At 59.3% G+C, this 14,819-nt stretch carries 15 protein-coding genes; 5 read left to right on the forward strand and 10 right to left on the reverse strand.

What is annotated here, in order from left to right; all coding sequences use genetic code 11:
• Positions 1 to 9: 9 nt before the first annotated feature.
• The gene (gene trmFO, locus ACEWMW_RS11130; RefSeq protein WP_409414001.1) at positions 10 to 1,404 is read right to left on the reverse strand and encodes a methylenetetrahydrofolate--tRNA-(uracil(54)-C(5))-methyltransferase (FADH(2)-oxidizing) TrmFO; all 1,395 of its coding nucleotides are present in this window, start codon (positions 1,402 to 1,404) and stop codon (positions 10 to 12) included.
• A 47-nt stretch (positions 1,405 to 1,451) separates the two neighbouring features.
• Positions 1,452 to 2,282, reverse strand: a complete 831-nt coding sequence (locus ACEWMW_RS11135) for a fatty acid desaturase family protein (protein ID WP_409414002.1) — start codon at positions 2,280 to 2,282, stop codon at positions 1,452 to 1,454.
• Between the two features lie 106 nt (positions 2,283 to 2,388).
• Between ACEWMW_RS11135 and ACEWMW_RS11140 the strand changes: the two genes are divergently transcribed.
• Entirely contained in the window at positions 2,389 to 3,045 is a 657-nt protein-coding gene (locus tag ACEWMW_RS11140) for a lysoplasmalogenase family protein (protein ID WP_409414003.1), read from the forward strand.
• Positions 3,046 to 3,051: 6 nt separating this feature from the next.
• Here the strand turns inward: ACEWMW_RS11140 and ACEWMW_RS11145 are convergent, their stop codons facing one another.
• Together ACEWMW_RS11145 and gyrA are read right to left on the reverse strand one after the other, a co-directional pair.
• The gene (locus tag ACEWMW_RS11145) at positions 3,052 to 3,894 is read right to left on the reverse strand and encodes a TauD/TfdA dioxygenase family protein (protein WP_409414004.1); all 843 of its coding nucleotides are present in this window, start codon (positions 3,892 to 3,894) and stop codon (positions 3,052 to 3,054) included.
• Positions 3,891 to 6,683: a DNA gyrase subunit A gene (gyrA, locus tag ACEWMW_RS11150; protein ID WP_409414005.1), complete on the reverse strand. Its 2,793-nt coding sequence runs from the start codon at positions 6,681 to 6,683 to the stop codon at positions 3,891 to 3,893. The genes ACEWMW_RS11145 and gyrA overlap by 4 nt, the downstream gene beginning before the upstream one ends.
• Before the next feature lie 289 nt (positions 6,684 to 6,972).
• Between gyrA and ACEWMW_RS11155 the strand changes: the two genes are divergently transcribed.
• A complete protein-coding gene (locus ACEWMW_RS11155) occupies positions 6,973 to 8,319 on the forward strand; it encodes a hypothetical protein (RefSeq protein ID WP_409414006.1) in 1,347 nt (448 codons plus the stop codon).
• Between the two features lie 58 nt (positions 8,320 to 8,377).
• Here the strand turns inward: ACEWMW_RS11155 and ACEWMW_RS11160 are convergent, their stop codons facing one another.
• Genes ACEWMW_RS11160 through ACEWMW_RS11175 form a run of 4 tightly spaced genes read right to left on the reverse strand, consistent with a single transcriptional unit; the run spans position 8,378 to position 11,051 of the window.
• Positions 8,378 to 9,082 carry an NYN domain-containing protein gene (locus ACEWMW_RS11160; RefSeq protein WP_409414007.1) on the reverse strand — a complete coding sequence of 235 codons (705 nt, stop codon included), beginning with the start codon at positions 9,080 to 9,082 and terminating at the stop codon, positions 8,378 to 8,380.
• Positions 9,083 to 9,121: 39 nt separating this feature from the next.
• Positions 9,122 to 9,763 (reverse strand): carbonic anhydrase, encoded by a 642-nt coding sequence (locus ACEWMW_RS11165; RefSeq protein WP_409414008.1) that lies wholly within the window; start codon positions 9,761 to 9,763, stop codon positions 9,122 to 9,124.
• Complete coding sequence (locus ACEWMW_RS11170; protein WP_409414009.1) at positions 9,763 to 10,071, reverse strand: P-II family nitrogen regulator; 309 nt, start codon at positions 10,069 to 10,071, stop codon at positions 9,763 to 9,765. Before ACEWMW_RS11170 ends, ACEWMW_RS11165 begins: the two co-directional genes overlap by 1 nt.
• The gene (locus ACEWMW_RS11175; RefSeq protein ID WP_409414010.1) at positions 10,068 to 11,051 is read right to left on the reverse strand and encodes a sodium-dependent bicarbonate transport family permease; all 984 of its coding nucleotides are present in this window, start codon (positions 11,049 to 11,051) and stop codon (positions 10,068 to 10,070) included. The genes ACEWMW_RS11170 and ACEWMW_RS11175 overlap by 4 nt, the downstream gene beginning before the upstream one ends.
• 116 nt (positions 11,052 to 11,167) lie before the next feature.
• Here ACEWMW_RS11175 and ACEWMW_RS11180 point away from each other — a divergent pair, with 116 nt between their 5' ends.
• Genes ACEWMW_RS11180 through ACEWMW_RS11190 form a run of 3 tightly spaced genes read left to right on the forward strand, consistent with a single transcriptional unit; the run spans position 11,168 to position 13,154 of the window.
• Positions 11,168 to 11,701 carry a hypothetical protein gene (locus ACEWMW_RS11180; RefSeq protein WP_409414011.1) on the forward strand — a complete coding sequence of 178 codons (534 nt, stop codon included), beginning with the start codon at positions 11,168 to 11,170 and terminating at the stop codon, positions 11,699 to 11,701.
• Between the two features lie 44 nt (positions 11,702 to 11,745).
• The gene (gene lipA, locus ACEWMW_RS11185) at positions 11,746 to 12,690 is read left to right on the forward strand and encodes a lipoyl synthase (protein ID WP_409414012.1); all 945 of its coding nucleotides are present in this window, start codon (positions 11,746 to 11,748) and stop codon (positions 12,688 to 12,690) included.
• Complete coding sequence (locus ACEWMW_RS11190) at positions 12,690 to 13,154, forward strand: type II toxin-antitoxin system RatA family toxin (protein WP_409414013.1); 465 nt, start codon at positions 12,690 to 12,692, stop codon at positions 13,152 to 13,154. The genes lipA and ACEWMW_RS11190 overlap by 1 nt, the downstream gene beginning before the upstream one ends.
• On the opposite strand, the gene ACEWMW_RS11195 is transcribed toward ACEWMW_RS11190, so the two are convergent.
• Both ACEWMW_RS11195 and ACEWMW_RS11200 read right to left on the reverse strand, forming a co-directional pair.
• Entirely contained in the window at positions 13,112 to 13,615 is a 504-nt protein-coding gene (locus ACEWMW_RS11195; protein WP_409414014.1) for a CinA family protein, read from the reverse strand. The genes ACEWMW_RS11190 and ACEWMW_RS11195 overlap by 43 nt on opposite strands.
• Before the next feature lie 16 nt (positions 13,616 to 13,631).
• Positions 13,632 to 14,777, reverse strand: coding sequence for a bifunctional 2-C-methyl-D-erythritol 4-phosphate cytidylyltransferase/2-C-methyl-D-erythritol 2,4-cyclodiphosphate synthase (locus ACEWMW_RS11200; RefSeq protein ID WP_409414015.1), 1,146 nt, complete (start codon positions 14,775 to 14,777; stop codon positions 13,632 to 13,634).
• Positions 14,778 to 14,819 lie beyond the last annotated feature (42 nt).

Genomic DNA, 14,819 nt, shown 5'->3' on the forward strand with positions numbered 1-14,819 from the left:
GCAGGAGCCTCAGGCAATCCCGAACGAGGTCCCCGCCTTCGCGGGGACTCGATCCAGCGCGGCTAGCCAGTCGCCAAAATCAGCCTTGGCGCGCGAGGTGTAGGCTTCCTTGCGCTGCTTCTTTTTCACCTCGTGCAACGGCGGGAAGAGCCCGAAATTGACGTTCATGGGCTGGAATGTGTCCGCCTCGGCATCGCCTGTGATGTGGGAGAGAAGCGCGCCCATTGCGGACGTACGCGGCGGAGGGGACCAGTCGCTCCCGGCCAATTCCGCGGCTGCCATCATGCCTGCCATCAAGCCCACAGCACTCGATTCAACATAACCTTCGCAACCGGTGATCTGACCAGCGAAGCGGACATGCTCACCGCCCTTGAGGCGAAGCTGGCGATCGAGCACCAACGGCGAGTTGATGAAAGTGTTGCGATGCAACCCGCCCAGCCGCGCGAACTCCGCATTTTCCAGTCCCGGAATGGTACGAAACAGTTCGATCTGCGCACCGTATTTTAGCTTGGTCTGGAAGCCGACCATGTTCCACAACGTGCCCAGCTTGTTGTCCTGCCGCAGCTGCACCACCGCATAGGGCCAGCGCCCCTGCGGATGCTCCTCACTGGTGTCGTAGGGATTATCGAGACCGACACCTTTCATCGGCCCGTAACGCAATGTTTCGACTCCGCGCGCGGCCATCACCTCGATCGGCATGCAGCCGTCGAAATAGGGCGTATCGGCTTCCCATTCACGGAATTCGGTCTTCTCGCCGTCGATCAGCCCCTGGTGGAACGCGCGGTACTGCTCCTGCGTCATCGGGCAATTGATATAGTCACCATCCTCATTCGACGCTTCGGTGCGCTTGTTCCAACGGCTCTGGATCCAGCATTTCGACATGTCGATACTGTCACGGTGAACGATCGGGGCAATGGCATCGAAGAATGCGAGCCGCTCTTGCCCGGTGGCGCTGACAATACTGTCTGCGAGCGATTGCGCGGTCAAAGGCCCGGTCGCCACGATAGTCAGGCCCGCCGAGGGGAGGGCGTCCACGCGCTCGCGCAAGACCGTGATGTTCGGGTGTTCGATAAGCCGGCGCTGGATCTCCGCCGAGAATACATCGCGGTCCACTGCCATTGCACTACCAGCAGGTACGCGCGCCACTTCGCCTGCGGACATGATGATGCTGCCCAGCCCCCGCATCTCGTGATGAAGGAGGCCGACCGCGTTTTTGGTGTCGTCGTCCGAGCGGAAGCTGTTCGAACACACCAGCTCGGCGAGGCCCTCGGTCTGGTGAGCGGGTGTCATCTCCCCGCTGCCGCGCATCTCGGACAGGCGCACTTTCATGCCGCGCTCCGCCAATTGCCATGCGGCTTCGCTGCCGGCCAATCCGCCGCCAATAATATGGACATCGTGCGTCATCGCGCGGCGCTTAGTCGGTGCCGCGCCGATCTGCAATGGATCGCGCGCTAGCTACCGATGACCGGTTTGAGCGCAGCTTTGAGATGGGGAACCGCAGCATCAAGCCGCCGGGCCAACGCGGGCAGGCGCTTGACCGGCACTCCCGGAAACAGGTGATGTTCGAGATGGAAGAACATGTTGTAGCTGACCGCGTTGACTACCGGGTTGCGTTGGCTGCGCGCGACCAGAGCATCATGGTCGCAACCACGATGGGTAATCCAAACGGCAAACAATGCGGTCAGACATTGAGCTACAAGCATGGCGACGAAATGCCAGGCGAGGAACGCGCTTCCCGCAGCCACGGCAAGGCTTGGAAGGATAAGGTTTAGACCAAGATCGATCGCAACCTTTCTTCGCCAGGAGGGGCCGCCATCGCGTAAGGCGGCCCAGTGGCATTCGAACGGAAAGACTGGTCCATAGGCTAGCACCCGCAGCAAGCTCATTTTTCCGGCCTTACCCTCAAGATCCTGCGGGGTGTTGATGAACTTGTGATGCCTGAGATGGTTGAACGCCACGCTGTGATTGCTTCCCAGCATAACGAAGCTGAGGCCATGCAGAACCATCCGGTGCCCGGCGGCGCCAAATCCAAGATTGTGATGAATCGCCTCATGATTGAGCCGCAAGGCCGTGAGAAAGAACATAAATTCGGCAAGGATCGCAAATGGCCAGAGCTCATAGCCAAAAAGAGCCAGAGCTGCGAATAGCCAGGGAAGAGGATGGAGGCATTCGCGCAAGCCGTCGCGGGTTTTCATCGGCGCGAGATCTTTCCACGCAACTCGCCGAACCAAGCGATTGAATTCGACCTCGTCGATCGGATTGGGGAGATGACGTCCGCTCATAATGGGCTCCCTGTTTGTGAGTCCTTGACTAACATTGTAGGCAAGGAATGTCCGGTGCGTTAGGCAGCACTTCTGATGCAAAATTCGCAATAATGTAGGGGGATTGATGCCGAAGCGCGCACTTGTCGAACACCGGCCATGGTTGCTCCTGAGCCTGGCCTGCGCGCTGGCGTATTTCTTCTTGCGGGACGATCCGGTGGGCGGTGTCTGGCTCATCCTTCTGAAGGGTGGCGGCTGCGCCTTTCTCGCCATCTACGCGATGCTGCGCCACGCCAGCGCTGATGCAAAGTTTCTCGCGCTCTATCTGGCACTGTGTGCGGCGGCCGACATGGCGCTGGAGTTGTGGTTCGAAGTGGGCGGAGGACTGTTCTTTGCCGCGCACCTGGCCGCGATGTCTCTTTTCCTGCGCAACAAGCGCATCCATCTCGTCCCGAGTCAGAAGCTGCTCGCTACCGGCCTCCTGCTCCTCACTCCGATCATCTGCTGGTTGCTATCGGGACGCATCGAGATCGGCCTTTATGGGCTAGCCCTTGGCGGAATGGCTGCAGGGGCATGGGCAAGCCGATTCCCGCGCTACCGGGTGGGGCTGGGCGCAGTCATGTTCGTGATTTCCGACTTCCTCATCTTTGCCGGCATGGGACCGTTGGAAGGAAACCGGCTGGCCGAACTGCTTGTCTGGCCGATCTATTATTCGGCCCAGTTCCTGATCGCGACGGGAGTTATCCGCACATTACGCGGAGAGCTCGAGGCCAGCACGGAGTAGTAATGCTCAGGCAGCAGCAGCGATCGTAGTGCGGTGCAATTCGCGCCGGTGCCCTTCATATCCGCCCGTCGCCTTGTGCAGGACCGAACGATTGTCCCACATCACCAGCATGTCCGGTTCCCATTTGTGGCGATAAACGAATTCATCGCGTCCCTGCCACGCAAGCAGCTCCATCAATAGCGGCCCCGCTTCCTCATCCGACATGCCGTCAATGCCGACGATATACCCCGCACAGCTGAACAGGGCTTCTTCACCTGTTTCGGGATGCCGTTGGACGAGCGGATGGGGCTGCGTCGCGAGAGCGTCGTCGCTCGGGCGGATCGCCATCGAGCGGCCTTCGTCCTTTTCGCCGTAAAAACCGTTCTTCGAATAGGCACCGCGGGCGGAATGGATCGCTGTAAGCGAGCGGAGATAGTCTTTGCGTTCCTCCGAAAGCGCAGCAAATGCCGCGATCTGGTTGGCAAACAGCGTGTCGCCGCCGGTTGGCGGTATGTCGATCGACAAGAGGCATGTGCCCGAGGGCGGCTTTTCGAGGAAGCTCCAGTCGGTGTGCCAGTTCTCGGCAAAGAGGGGCGTCGTCTCGTCGGCCTCACGCAGGATCGCGGCGATATTGTTTCGGCCTTCTATGGGCGCGAAGAACGGATCCTTGCCGAACCCGCCCATGGCGATGGTGAAGCGCTCAAGCGCATCGTCGTCCATGGCGCCCTGATCGGGAAAGGCGATCACCCGATGCTTGAGCCAGGTTACCCTGATCTCGGAGATCGTATCAGGATCGAGCGGAGCGGCCAGATCGACGCCCGTAATCCGCGCTCCGCATGCCTGTCCGCTGGGCTCGACCTTCAAACTCATCCTTCTCCCTCGCCATCGAGGTTCTTGTCCGAATGGATCGTCGTATGCGGCGAGGTCTCGTCGTCACCGCCGCGCTTTTCGACCATCTCTTCAACGATTGCTTCTTCAGCCTCGTTTTCCGGCTCTTCCTGCTCGTCGAGCCTAACCGCGCTGACAATGGTTTCGCCCTTGGCGACATCGAACAGTTTCACACCGGCAGAGCTGCGCCCGATTACCCGCAGGCTATCGAGGGCAATGCGGATCAGCTTGGCCTGGTCGGTCACCAGCATCAGCTGGTCGTCCTTCGTAGCGGTGAAGCTCGCAACGACGGGCCCGTTACGCTTGATATTGTCGATATTGGTAATGCCCATGCCGCCGCGGCCCGCGCGCCGATATTCGTAGGCGGATGAAATCTTGCCGTAGCCATTGGCGCATACCGTGAGGATAAACTGCTCCTCCTCGGCCATCGTTTGATGGTCTTCCGACAGCGGCGGATCATCATCATGCTCTTTCCAAGGAGCGACCCGCAGATAGGCATCGCGTTCTTCAGGAGTGGCATCGCCTGATTTCAGGATTGCAAGCGAAATGACCTCGTCATCCTTTTCCTTGAACTTCATGCCGCGCACCCCGGTTGAAGTGCGGGAAGTGAATTCGCGCACATCCTCACCGGCAAAGCGGATCGCCTTGCCCATGCGAGTGGCCAGTAGGACATCGTCGGTCGGATCGAGCAGGGCGACGCCGATCAGGCGGTCCTCGCTGTCCTCGTCGAACTTCATCGCAAATTTGCCGTTCGACGGGATGTTTGTGAAGGCATCCATCGAATTGCGGCGCACGCTTCCCTTAGCCGTTGCGAAGACGACCGACAGCGCACCCCAGCTTTCTTCATCTTCGGGAAGCGGCAGCACGGTACGGATCGTTTCGCCATCGTCTAGCGACGGGAGGAGATTCACAATCGGACGCCCACGGGTTTGCGGCCCGCCTTCCGGCAGTTTCCAGACCTTGAGGCGGTAGACCTTGCCTGCCGTGGAGAAGAACAGCACCGGATTATGCGTCGATGTGACGAACATTTCCCGAACCGCATCTTCTTCCTTCGTCGCCATGCCCGCACGGCCCTTGCCGCCACGGTTCTGTGCCCTGAAGGTCGAGAGAGGGGTGCGCTTGATGTAGCCATCGTGCGTGACCGTTACGACCATCTCGTCACGTTCGATCAGATCCTCATCTTCGAGCCCATCCCACGCGGGGGCAATTTCGGATACGCGCGGCGTTGCATAGGTATCGCGGATTTCCTCGATTTCCTCGCGCAGCACTTCGTAGAGCCGCCGGCGATCCGCGAGGATTTCCAGGAACTCGGCAATCCTGTCGGCCAGTTCCTTGAGTTCTTCGCCGATCTCGTCGCGGCCCAGTCCGGTCAAACGGTGGAGGCGCAGATCGAGAATGGCCTTTACCTGCCGTTCGGACAAACGATAGGTCCCGCCTTCCTGATCGGCATCGGGTTCGATCGCTTCGACGAGGCGGATATATTGCGCGATATTGCCGATCGGCCATTCGCGTTCGAGCAGGCTCGCCCGCGCTGCCGCAGGATTGGGCGCACCGCGAATGATCGCCACGACTTCATCAAGATTGGAAACGGCGACCACCAGTCCAAGCAAAGTGTGCGCCCGCTCGCGCGCCTTATTAAGCTCGAACTTGGTGCGGCGCGTGATGACTTGTTCACGGAACTGGATGAAAGACTGGATGATCTCGCGCAGTGCGAGCGTCTCGGGCCGACCGCCGCGAATTGCGAGCATGTTGGCGGGAAAACTCGACTGGGCAGGGGTGTGGCGCCAGATCTGGTTGAGCACCACTTCTGCCGTGGCGTCACGCTTAAGATCCACAACAACGCGGACACCTTCACGCGAACTTTCGTCGCGAATGTCCGAGATGCCTTCGATCCGCTTCTCCTTGGCGGCCTCAGCTATCTTCTCGACGAGGTTGGATTTGCCAACCTGGTACGGGATCGATGTGAGGACAATCGACTCGCGATCACCGCGTTTGGTTTCAATCTCATGCCGGGCACGCATCAGGATCGATCCGCGCCCAGTCGTATAAGCGGCGCGCGCGCCGGTCTGGCCGAGGATCAGTGGCGCCGTCGGGAAATCAGGCCCTGGGATAATCTCGAACAATTCTTCAGAGGTAATCGCCGGGTTTTCGATAAAGGCAAGGCAGCCGGCAATCACTTCGCCCAGATTGTGCGGCGGGATGTTGGTCGCCATGCCAACCGCGATGCCGCCGGCCCCGTTGACGAGCAGGTTAGGGAAGCGTGCCGGGAGGACGGTGGGCTCATTGCGCGAGCCGTCGTAGTTTTCGGCGAAATCGACCGTGTCCTTGTCGAGATCTTCAAGCAGGCTGTTGGCAACCCGGGCAAGCCGTGCCTCGGTGTAGCGCATGCTGGCCGGAGGATCGGGATCCATCGAACCGAAATTGCCCTGGCCGTCGATAAGCGGAACCCGCATCGACCAATCCTGCGTCATACGAGCGAGGGCATCGTAGATCGCACTATCACCGTGGGGATGATAGTTACCCATCACGTCACCGACGATCTTCGCGCTCTTGCGGTACGGCCGCCCGGCAACGAAGCCGCCTTCCTGGCTGGCGTAAAGAATGCGGCGATGAACGGGTTTGAGACCGTCGCGGACATCGGGAAGGGCCCGGCTCACGATCACGCTCATCGCGTAATCGAGATAACTCGTTTTCATCTCATCGACGATGTCGATGCGTTCAAATTCTTCGGTAGGGATCGGTGGATCCAGGATTTCGCTGTCGTCGCTCAAAATAACGCCTTTGGTAGCTCAGAGTGGCCGCTCTAGCGGTCTTGCCGCAAACTTAGGTCATCCGGTCGCGCCGCGCCACCGAAGGCGGGAACCAAGGGGGGAGAAGCGGCGTTTTTTCCACATATCTTGGGCATAAAGCTGCATATTCGGTGCAGTTGGCGTTCAATCGGCATTCAGTCGTCTTTTGCGACATGTGATTTGCAATTTGGGCACTTCAGAGGCATCACCCCAAGCACAAGTTTTCAGGGCTGCAAAGGCCCGCAATAAACCGTTCTAGGAGAACATTTTCATGCGTTTTTTTGACCATAGGACTGCACATTCACGTCGTACCGGCTCGCATATTGCATTGGCAATCGCGCTAGTAACCGGCGGCGCAGTGGGTGCAGCAGGCTTCGCCGAACCGGCGTACGCCCAGAAAAAGAAGAAAAAGAAGAAGGATGACGAAGAGGCCAAGCCGAACTACACGAAGGAATTCATCGCTGTTTATCAGCCGGTGAACGAGTTGGTACAGTCTCCCACACCTGACGCCGCTGCGATCAAAGCTGGCATTCCCTCGGTTGTGGCGGCTGTGACCAACCCCGATGAGCGGATGGTTGCCGGCAGCCTCCAGTACACAGCAGGACAAAAGACCAGTGACATGGCTTTACAGTTCGCTGGTGCCGCGATGATGCTCGAAAGCGGGAAGGTGCCGCCGGAGAACATCGGACAATACAATTTTATTGCCGCCCAGCTTGCGTACCAACTGCAGAACTTCTCCGATGCTCGCAAATACGGCATCGCTGCGATTGATGCTGGCTACACGAGCAACAGCCCTGAGATATTCGTCGCGGAATCGTTCCTCGCCGATAATCAGGCAACCCAAGGGCTTGAGTATCTTTCGAGCGCTATTCAGCGCCGGATCGATAATGGACAAGAAGTTGACGAGAGCTGGATCAAGCGCGGTCTTGGCATTGCGTTCAATGCCAATTTGGGTCCGCAGGCTGCCCAGTTCGGTTATTGGTTCGCCAAGCAGTACCCCTCGGCCGACAGTTGGGGGGACGCCATTGCTGTGGTTCGCAACTTCGGTGACCTCAACGCCGCAGACACGCTTGACCTCATTCGACTGACGCGCCGGACGGATACATTCCGTACACGTCATGAGTTTCACGACTACGTAGAAGCCGCCGATCCGCGCCGTCTCCCCGGTGAAGTCGTGGCTGTGATCGACCAAGGCTATGGTTCCGGTCTGTTAAGCAAGGATGACCTGTTCATTGCTGACGCCTACACAATGGCTAAGGAACGCGCCGAAAGTGATCGTCGTGATCTGGCGAGCCTCGAGGCCGATGCGGGTGCAGCAGGCGCAGCGCTCAACATTGTCGTCGCCGCTGGTGATGCTTTCCTGAACTACGATCAGCCAGCCAAGGCAGAGCGTTTCTATACCAAGGCACTCGGCATGCCAGGTGTGAACGCCGAGGTCGTAGGGACACGGCTTGGTATCGCCCAGTTTGACCAAGGCAAATACGCCGAGGCACAGGAAACCTTCGCTGGCATCAGCGGTGTTCGCAAGAATATCGCACGGCTATGGGCAACATATGCCGAACAGCAAGATGGCGAGGCACCAACGGCGGTCGAAGCCGATACTGCCGTCACCGGCTAGTTCGACCAAACATCAGTAAGTGAGAGCGGCGCGGGGTCATTCCCGCGCCGTTTTCGTGTCAACGCAATCGCTTGACGAATACCTGCCCGTTTTCGCGGCGTTCGGTACCGAAATTGGGGATCGATTCGATCAGATCGATCAGCCGCGAATAGCCGTAGTTGCGTGCGTCGAAGCTTGAGCGATTCCCGGCACGCTGGCCGACCTCAGATAACTTCGCGTAACCTTGCTCATCGCGTTTGCTGGCATTGTAAGCATCAAACAGCAGATCGAGCAATTCATCATCGAGCTCGCTTCCACCGCCGTTCTTGGCTTCCTTTTCGGCTTTGATCAGCTTGTCGACATCGATGAAACGGGTGCATGCCTGACGGAAAGCCTCGGGTGTCTTCGCGCTGCCGAATCCATAGACCGGATAGCCATCCTGCCGGATGCGCATGGCGAGCGGCATGAAGTCGCTATCCGAACTCATGATCCCAAAGCCATGAACGCGCCCGTTATAGAGCAGGTCGAGCGCGTCGATCGTCATCTTCATGTCGGTCGCGTTCTTACCGCGCGTGATATCGAACTGCTGTTGCGGCTCGATCCCGTAGCGGTGGACGATATCAGCCCATCCCTTGAGGGCGGGCTTGCGCCAGTTGCCATAGGCACGGCGGATATTGACCTGGCCCAGTTCGGCTAAAACGGTAAGGACAGGATCGATCCCCGACGGGGAGGCATTATCGGAGTCGATCAGGAGGGCGATGTTGCGCGAATTATCGTCTGGCATCGCGCCTACATGATTGCGGGGAGGCCAGTACGCAAGCGATTAGTCGATCGGCTCGAACTCATCGCTATCCTGGTTCAGGTGATAGAGCACGCCTTCCGATATCGCGAAGAATGTGCCGCGCAGCTTCAGGTTTCCCGCGTCCTCTTTCTCGCGAACACACGGGAATGTACGCAAATTTTCGATACTCGTCCTGACCGCTGCCAGCTCCATTTCGCGCTCGGCTTCACGGCTTTCAGTTCCGAATTTCTCGGCAACCGGTGCGCGCGCGTCATCAAGGAGATGTATCCAGCTAGCGATGAACCCGCCTTCGCCCGGCTTGGAGCCGTGTAGCTCCTGCGTGAGCGCAGCCTTGCACCCTCCGCACATTCCATGTCCCATCACCACGATCTGTCGCACCTGAAGCACTTGAACGGCGAATTCGAGTGCGGCTGACACACCATGGAGCCCCGGAGTGGTCTCAAACGGCGGAACGAGCGCCGCGACGTTTCGCACCACGAATATCTCCCCCGGGTCGACGTCGAATATCTGCGCGGGGTCCACGCGGCTGTCCGAACAACCGATGATCATCAGCTTGGGATGCTGGCCTTCCGAAACGAGTTTTTCATATCGGTCGCGCTGCCTGGGATAGCTATCCTCGCGAAAGCGGCGGTAGCCTTTCAGGAGCTCATGAAATTCTGGCATCAGAAACGCTCCCCGCGGATAACCTCCACGTCCCACATAGTGAGCAGCAGCCCGTGGGAGGACAGGATTGGAGCAAGATCCTCCGCTAGCGACATCGCCTTGTCCTGCGATGCGACAGTGAGCACGAATACCTTGTCGGTTCCCATCACGCGCTCTTCGCGCCAGTGCCCGTCGCGGCCTTTCCCGGAGTTGACCGGAGTTACTGTCCAGCCCGTAATGCCCGCCTTGTCGATCGCGCTGGTAACGCGCTTTACGAGTGCCGTATCGGTGAGGATTTCGATCCGCTTTCTGATGACCGTTTCAATCATGGCATGGCAGCTCCCGGACCAACCAGCATCGTGGCAAGCGTACTGATCAGTCCGATATTAATCAGGATGTTGAAGGGGAAGGTGATGCTGAGCGACATCGTGAGGTAAATGCCCGGGTCCGCTTCGGGCAAAGCTAGCCGCATAGCCGCCGGAACCGCGATATAGCTGGCGCTGGCGCACAGAACGCCGAGTGCCGCCGTTGAACCAACATCGAGCCCGACCGCAGCGCCAAGCGCGGTGCCAATTGCGCCATTCACAAGCGGCAGGGCGATCGCAATCCCGACTAACCGCGCGGTGATAGCTTTCGCGTCCATGATCCGCCGTGCAGCAATCAGGCCCATATCGAGCAGGAACAGGCACAGCACGCCTTTGAAACCGGCTTCGAAAAACGGACTGACTTCGCCGAACCCTTCAGCGCCGGCAATCATACCGATTGCAAACGCACCGAGCAGGAGGACAACCGACGCGTTGAAAAAGACCTCGTGCAGCAGCTCTCCCTTGCTTTGGCCTCCAGCCGAGCCAAGACCGCGAGCGAGCAGTAGGCCGGTGAGGATCGCCGGCGTTTCCATCGCGGCCATAACAGCAACCATATAGCCGCCCGGCGGCTTGGCCTGCGCTTCCAGAATTTCAACCGCAGTAACGAAGGTCACCACGCTGACAGAGCCATAATGGGCTGCAACCGCGCCGGCGTCGATCCGGCTAAGCTTGCCGAAGCCCTTAAGCACAGCATAGGCGAGGAAGGGTAGCAGGAGGCTGGCCGCTATACCTGCACCCAGTGCAGCAAGCACATTGCTGTCGATACCGGATTTGGAGACTGCAACGCCGCCCTTCAGGCCGATGGCAGCCATAAGGTAGAGCGACATACCCTTGGCGATGGCTTCTGGAATGGCGAGGTCGGAGCGGGCAAACGCTGCGAGCAAACCCAGAACGAAGAACAACACCACGGGAGAGGTGAAGGTCTGGAGTGTGGCTGCATCCATGCCAGCGCAGGTATACCGGACAATCCCGGCGGGCAAGCCTTCGGCGCATCGCAATTCACGATCAGTTAAAGTCACTCACGATTGAAACGAACCAGGATCAATCAGGGACGCATTCTATGATCAGGAAAATTCTCGTTGTCGGCGCATGTGCTGCCGTCGCTGGCTGCGGTCAGAACTATTTCGTGAAGGGGCACGCACTTGCTCCAGCAGACCGGTTGGATATCGTCACGGCACCCGCGGGCGCGCTCGCCTCAAACCGGCATGGCAACTCTTGCTACACGCCGTGCGATCTGCCGCTGTTGACTAAAGGCGGCGGGGAGGTGACCATTGCCAAGCAAGGTTTCCACACCGAGCGGTACATGATCGGCGTCCAGCCGTCCTCGAAAAGGATCGCGATGCAGGCGACCGATCTTGCGGTCGAGGCAACCGATCCCGACCCTGTGACACTGCCTATGACGATCCTCGCGCAAATGGTGGGCGGCAAAGGCGCGGTCCAAGAGCTTGATACGAGCGAACTCAGGATTGAGCTGCGGGAACTGGAAGAAGGCGAGGTTGACTGGCTTGCCGACGACAAGCCGCTGACCGGAGAACGCATTCCAATCGATCTGGACCAACCGGAAGCAGAATCGAAGTTTGCCGCCGCGCAATAAGAGCTTGTCTTGCGGCGCTGGCGTTGCGAGCCTAGATGGGCCGCATGAACGACCTATCGTCAGCGCCCGAACCACGCGAGCCGCGCCAGCGCAAGCCTGACTGGATCAGGGTCAAGGCGCCTGTCAGCAAGGGTTACAACGAAACCCGGAAGCTGATGCGCGAGTTGAATCTCAATACGGTTTGCGAAGAAGCGGCTTGCCCCAACATCGGAGAATGCTGGACCAAGAAACACGCTACGGTGATGATCTTGGGCGATGTCTGCACGCGCGCCTGTGCGTTTTGCAACGTCAAGACCGGAATGCCGCGCATTGTCGATCCGCTGGAGCCGGAGCACACGGCGGTCGCCGCCGCCAAACTGGGCCTCGAGCATATCGTCGTCACATCGGTCGACCGCGATGATCTTCCCGATGGCGGGGCGGGGCAGTTCGTGAAAGTAATTCAGGCGCTGAGGCGCGAGACACCCGATACGACGATCGAGATCCTGACGCCCGATTTTCGCGGCAAGATGCGCGCGGCGGTCGAGGCCATCTGCGAAGCAGGTCCCGATGTCTACAACCACAATCTCGAGACCGTTCCGCGGCTTTATCCAACGATCCGCCCCGGCGCGCGCTACTACGCATCGCTGCGCTTGCTTGAGGAAGTGAAGTCGCATGATCCAATGATCTTCACCAAATCCGGCATCATGCTGGGACTGGGCGAACAGCGGCTCGAAGTGCACCAGGTGATGGATGACATGCGGTGCGCCGATGTCGATTTCATGACCATGGGACAGTATCTCCAGCCAACGCCCAAGCACGCCAAGGTCGAGGATTTCGTTACACCGCAGGCGTTTGAAGCATATGGCGCAATCGCTCGGGCCAAAGGCTTCCTGCAGGTTGCCTCAAGTCCGCTGACCCGCTCCAGCTATCACGCGGGCGACGACTTTGCCGAGATGCGCGCGGCGAGGGAGGCCAAACTCGCCAAAGCCTCAGCCAAGCAAGCGGGCTAATGCCGGGAATCCACGAAGTCCATTCTCTGCCATATAGCGCAGAGCAGATGTACGACCTCGTCGCTGATGTGGCGCGTTATCCCGAGTTCCTGCCGTGGGTCGTAGCAACGCGCGTGCGTTCCGATAGCGAAACCGAAATGCAGGCCGACATGCTGGTTGGCTTCAAATCGATCCGCGAGAAATTCACGTCGCTGGTGAAGAAGGATCGGCCCCGCGAGATCAAGGTCCATTACGTCGATGGGCCGCTCCGCGATCTCGACAATAGCTGGCAGTTCAGACCTCTAGGTGAGGGGAAATGCGAGATCGAGTTTTGCGTCGATTTCACATTTCGCAACAAGGTTTTCGAAGCCCTTGCAGGGCAGTATTTCGACAGCGCTTTTCGGCGGATGGTCGCGGCCTTTGAGCAGCGCGCGCACGATCTCTACGGCAACAACAGCTCGAGCGCGCAAACTACAGCCTTCTGACGGATCTCTGCGCGGGTTCCTTCGCCGAAGTTCTTAAGCTCGCCTTCAGGTTCGCCTTCTGCATTACGGATAGCGCGGGCAAAAACCACTGTTCCGACAGGCTTGAGTTCGGTGCCGCCGCCGGGCCCGGCAACCCCGCTGATGGCGACCGCGACGTCGGCGTGGCTCCTGTCCAATGCGCCTTTGGCCATCGCCCAAACGCAGGCGATCGAGACCGCGCCGAATGTCTCGATTATCTCACTCGAGACACCGAGCGATTCCATTTTGGATTCGTTTGAATAGGTAACAAATCCGCGATCAAGAACTTCAGACGATCCGGCGATCTCGGTTAAAGCACCTGCTACGAGACCGCCGGTGCAACTCTCTGCCAAGGCGATCTTCCGGCCGGCGGCGATGTTCTCTTCGATCACGCGCTGCGCCAGATCATCGATCTCGGCAGGAAGCAGTCTGTCTGTGGTCATTACTCTCGCTCAATTGCTATCGTGTGACGGTTGCGATTGCCTGCGCCGCGATGCCTTCTCCGCGGCCGGTCAATCCCAGCCTCTCGGTCGTGGTGGCTTTGACGCTGACCTGTTCGCGCTCGCATTGCAACAGCTGCGCGATGCGGCCGCACATAGCGTCCCGATGCGGGCCGATCCTGGGTGCTTCGCAAATAATGGTGAGGTCGACATTGCCAATGGCGTAACCGGCGTCCGCGACAAGATTGGCGGCATGGGCGAGAAACCGGTCAGACGAGGCACCTTTCCATTGCGGATCGCTCGGCGGGAAGTGGTCGCCGATATCGCCCGCGCCGATTGCTCCGAGCAGAGCATCCACCAGCGCGTGAAGCGCGACATCGGCATCGCTATGCCCCGACAGCCCTTTCTCGTGCTCAATCCTGATGCCGGCAAGCCAGAGTTCTTCGCCTTCGACAAGGCGGTGGACATCAAAACCCATGCCGGTGCGAGTTGTGGGTTCTGACATCTCGAAATCCTCGGCAAAGGTGATCTTCTTCAGGCGCTCGTCGCCATCGACTAGCGCGACTTTCCCACCGTTGGCGACGAGCACTTGCGCATCGTCACCGGCATTGGGTTCGTCTTTCCATGCTTCGTGCGCGCGCATGATGGCCTCGAAATGGAAGGCTTGAGGAGTCTGCACTCTTCGCAAGGTGTCGCGGTCCGACATGCCCGCCATCAAACCGTTTTCTGCCACCGCTAGGCTATCGACTACAGGAAGGACGGGGATGGCGCCGTCCTTAATGGCAAGCGCTTCGAGCAGGCGGCGTGTCACGACCCGCGGTACGTCGGGACGCGCGGCATCGTGAATCATCACATGCCGGGATTTGTCGCTCGCGATCGTGAGAAGCCCATGCATGACCGAGCTTTGGCGGGTTGCACCACCGACCGCGTAAGCGATATTCTCGAGACCATGCAGCACAGATCTGGCAATCTCGAAGGTGCCATCCGGCACGACCACCACAACTTCGTCAGCACCTTGCGCCAGTAAGCGCTCGACCGAATGCCGCACGAGCGGCTTGCCGCGCCACGTTGCGAACTGCTTCGGAACCGGTTGTCCTGCTCGCAAACCGGCTCCGGCAGCGACGACAATAGCTGCAAAAGAGGGAAGGGGGGCAGGCTCGCTCATTCGAACCGCGCGCTAGCGGCTTGCCCCGCACGCCGCAATCCA

Origin of the sequence: Litorerythrobacter xanthomarinus, assembly GCF_046254955.1 — a bacterium.
Classification (GTDB): Bacteria; Pseudomonadota; Alphaproteobacteria; order Sphingomonadales; family Sphingomonadaceae; genus Qipengyuania_C.

Coding starts and splice junctions, on each gene's coding strand:
- trmFO (WP_409414001.1), bottom strand. CDS start 1,404: ATGACGCACGATGTCCATATTATTGGCGGCGGATTGGCCGGCAGCGAA.
- ACEWMW_RS11135 (WP_409414002.1), bottom strand. CDS start 2,282: ATGAGCGGACGTCATCTCCCCAATCCGATCGACGAGGTCGAATTCAAT.
- ACEWMW_RS11140 (WP_409414003.1), top strand. CDS start 2,389: ATGCCGAAGCGCGCACTTGTCGAACACCGGCCATGGTTGCTCCTGAGC.
- ACEWMW_RS11145 (WP_409414004.1), bottom strand. CDS start 3,894: ATGAGTTTGAAGGTCGAGCCCAGCGGACAGGCATGCGGAGCGCGGATT.
- ACEWMW_RS11155 (WP_409414006.1), top strand. CDS start 6,973: ATGCGTTTTTTTGACCATAGGACTGCACATTCACGTCGTACCGGCTCG.
- ACEWMW_RS11160 (WP_409414007.1), bottom strand. CDS start 9,082: ATGCCAGACGATAATTCGCGCAACATCGCCCTCCTGATCGACTCCGAT.
- ACEWMW_RS11165 (WP_409414008.1), bottom strand. CDS start 9,763: ATGCCAGAATTTCATGAGCTCCTGAAAGGCTACCGCCGCTTTCGCGAG.
- ACEWMW_RS11170 (WP_409414009.1), bottom strand. CDS start 10,071: ATGATTGAAACGGTCATCAGAAAGCGGATCGAAATCCTCACCGATACG.
- ACEWMW_RS11175 (WP_409414010.1), bottom strand. CDS start 11,051: ATGGATGCAGCCACACTCCAGACCTTCACCTCTCCCGTGGTGTTGTTC.
- ACEWMW_RS11180 (WP_409414011.1), top strand. CDS start 11,168: ATGATCAGGAAAATTCTCGTTGTCGGCGCATGTGCTGCCGTCGCTGGC.
- lipA (WP_409414012.1), top strand. CDS start 11,746: ATGAACGACCTATCGTCAGCGCCCGAACCACGCGAGCCGCGCCAGCGC.
- ACEWMW_RS11190 (WP_409414013.1), top strand. CDS start 12,690: ATGCCGGGAATCCACGAAGTCCATTCTCTGCCATATAGCGCAGAGCAG.
- ACEWMW_RS11195 (WP_409414014.1), bottom strand. CDS start 13,615: ATGACCACAGACAGACTGCTTCCTGCCGAGATCGATGATCTGGCGCAG.
- ACEWMW_RS11200 (WP_409414015.1), bottom strand. CDS start 14,777: ATGAGCGAGCCTGCCCCCCTTCCCTCTTTTGCAGCTATTGTCGTCGCT.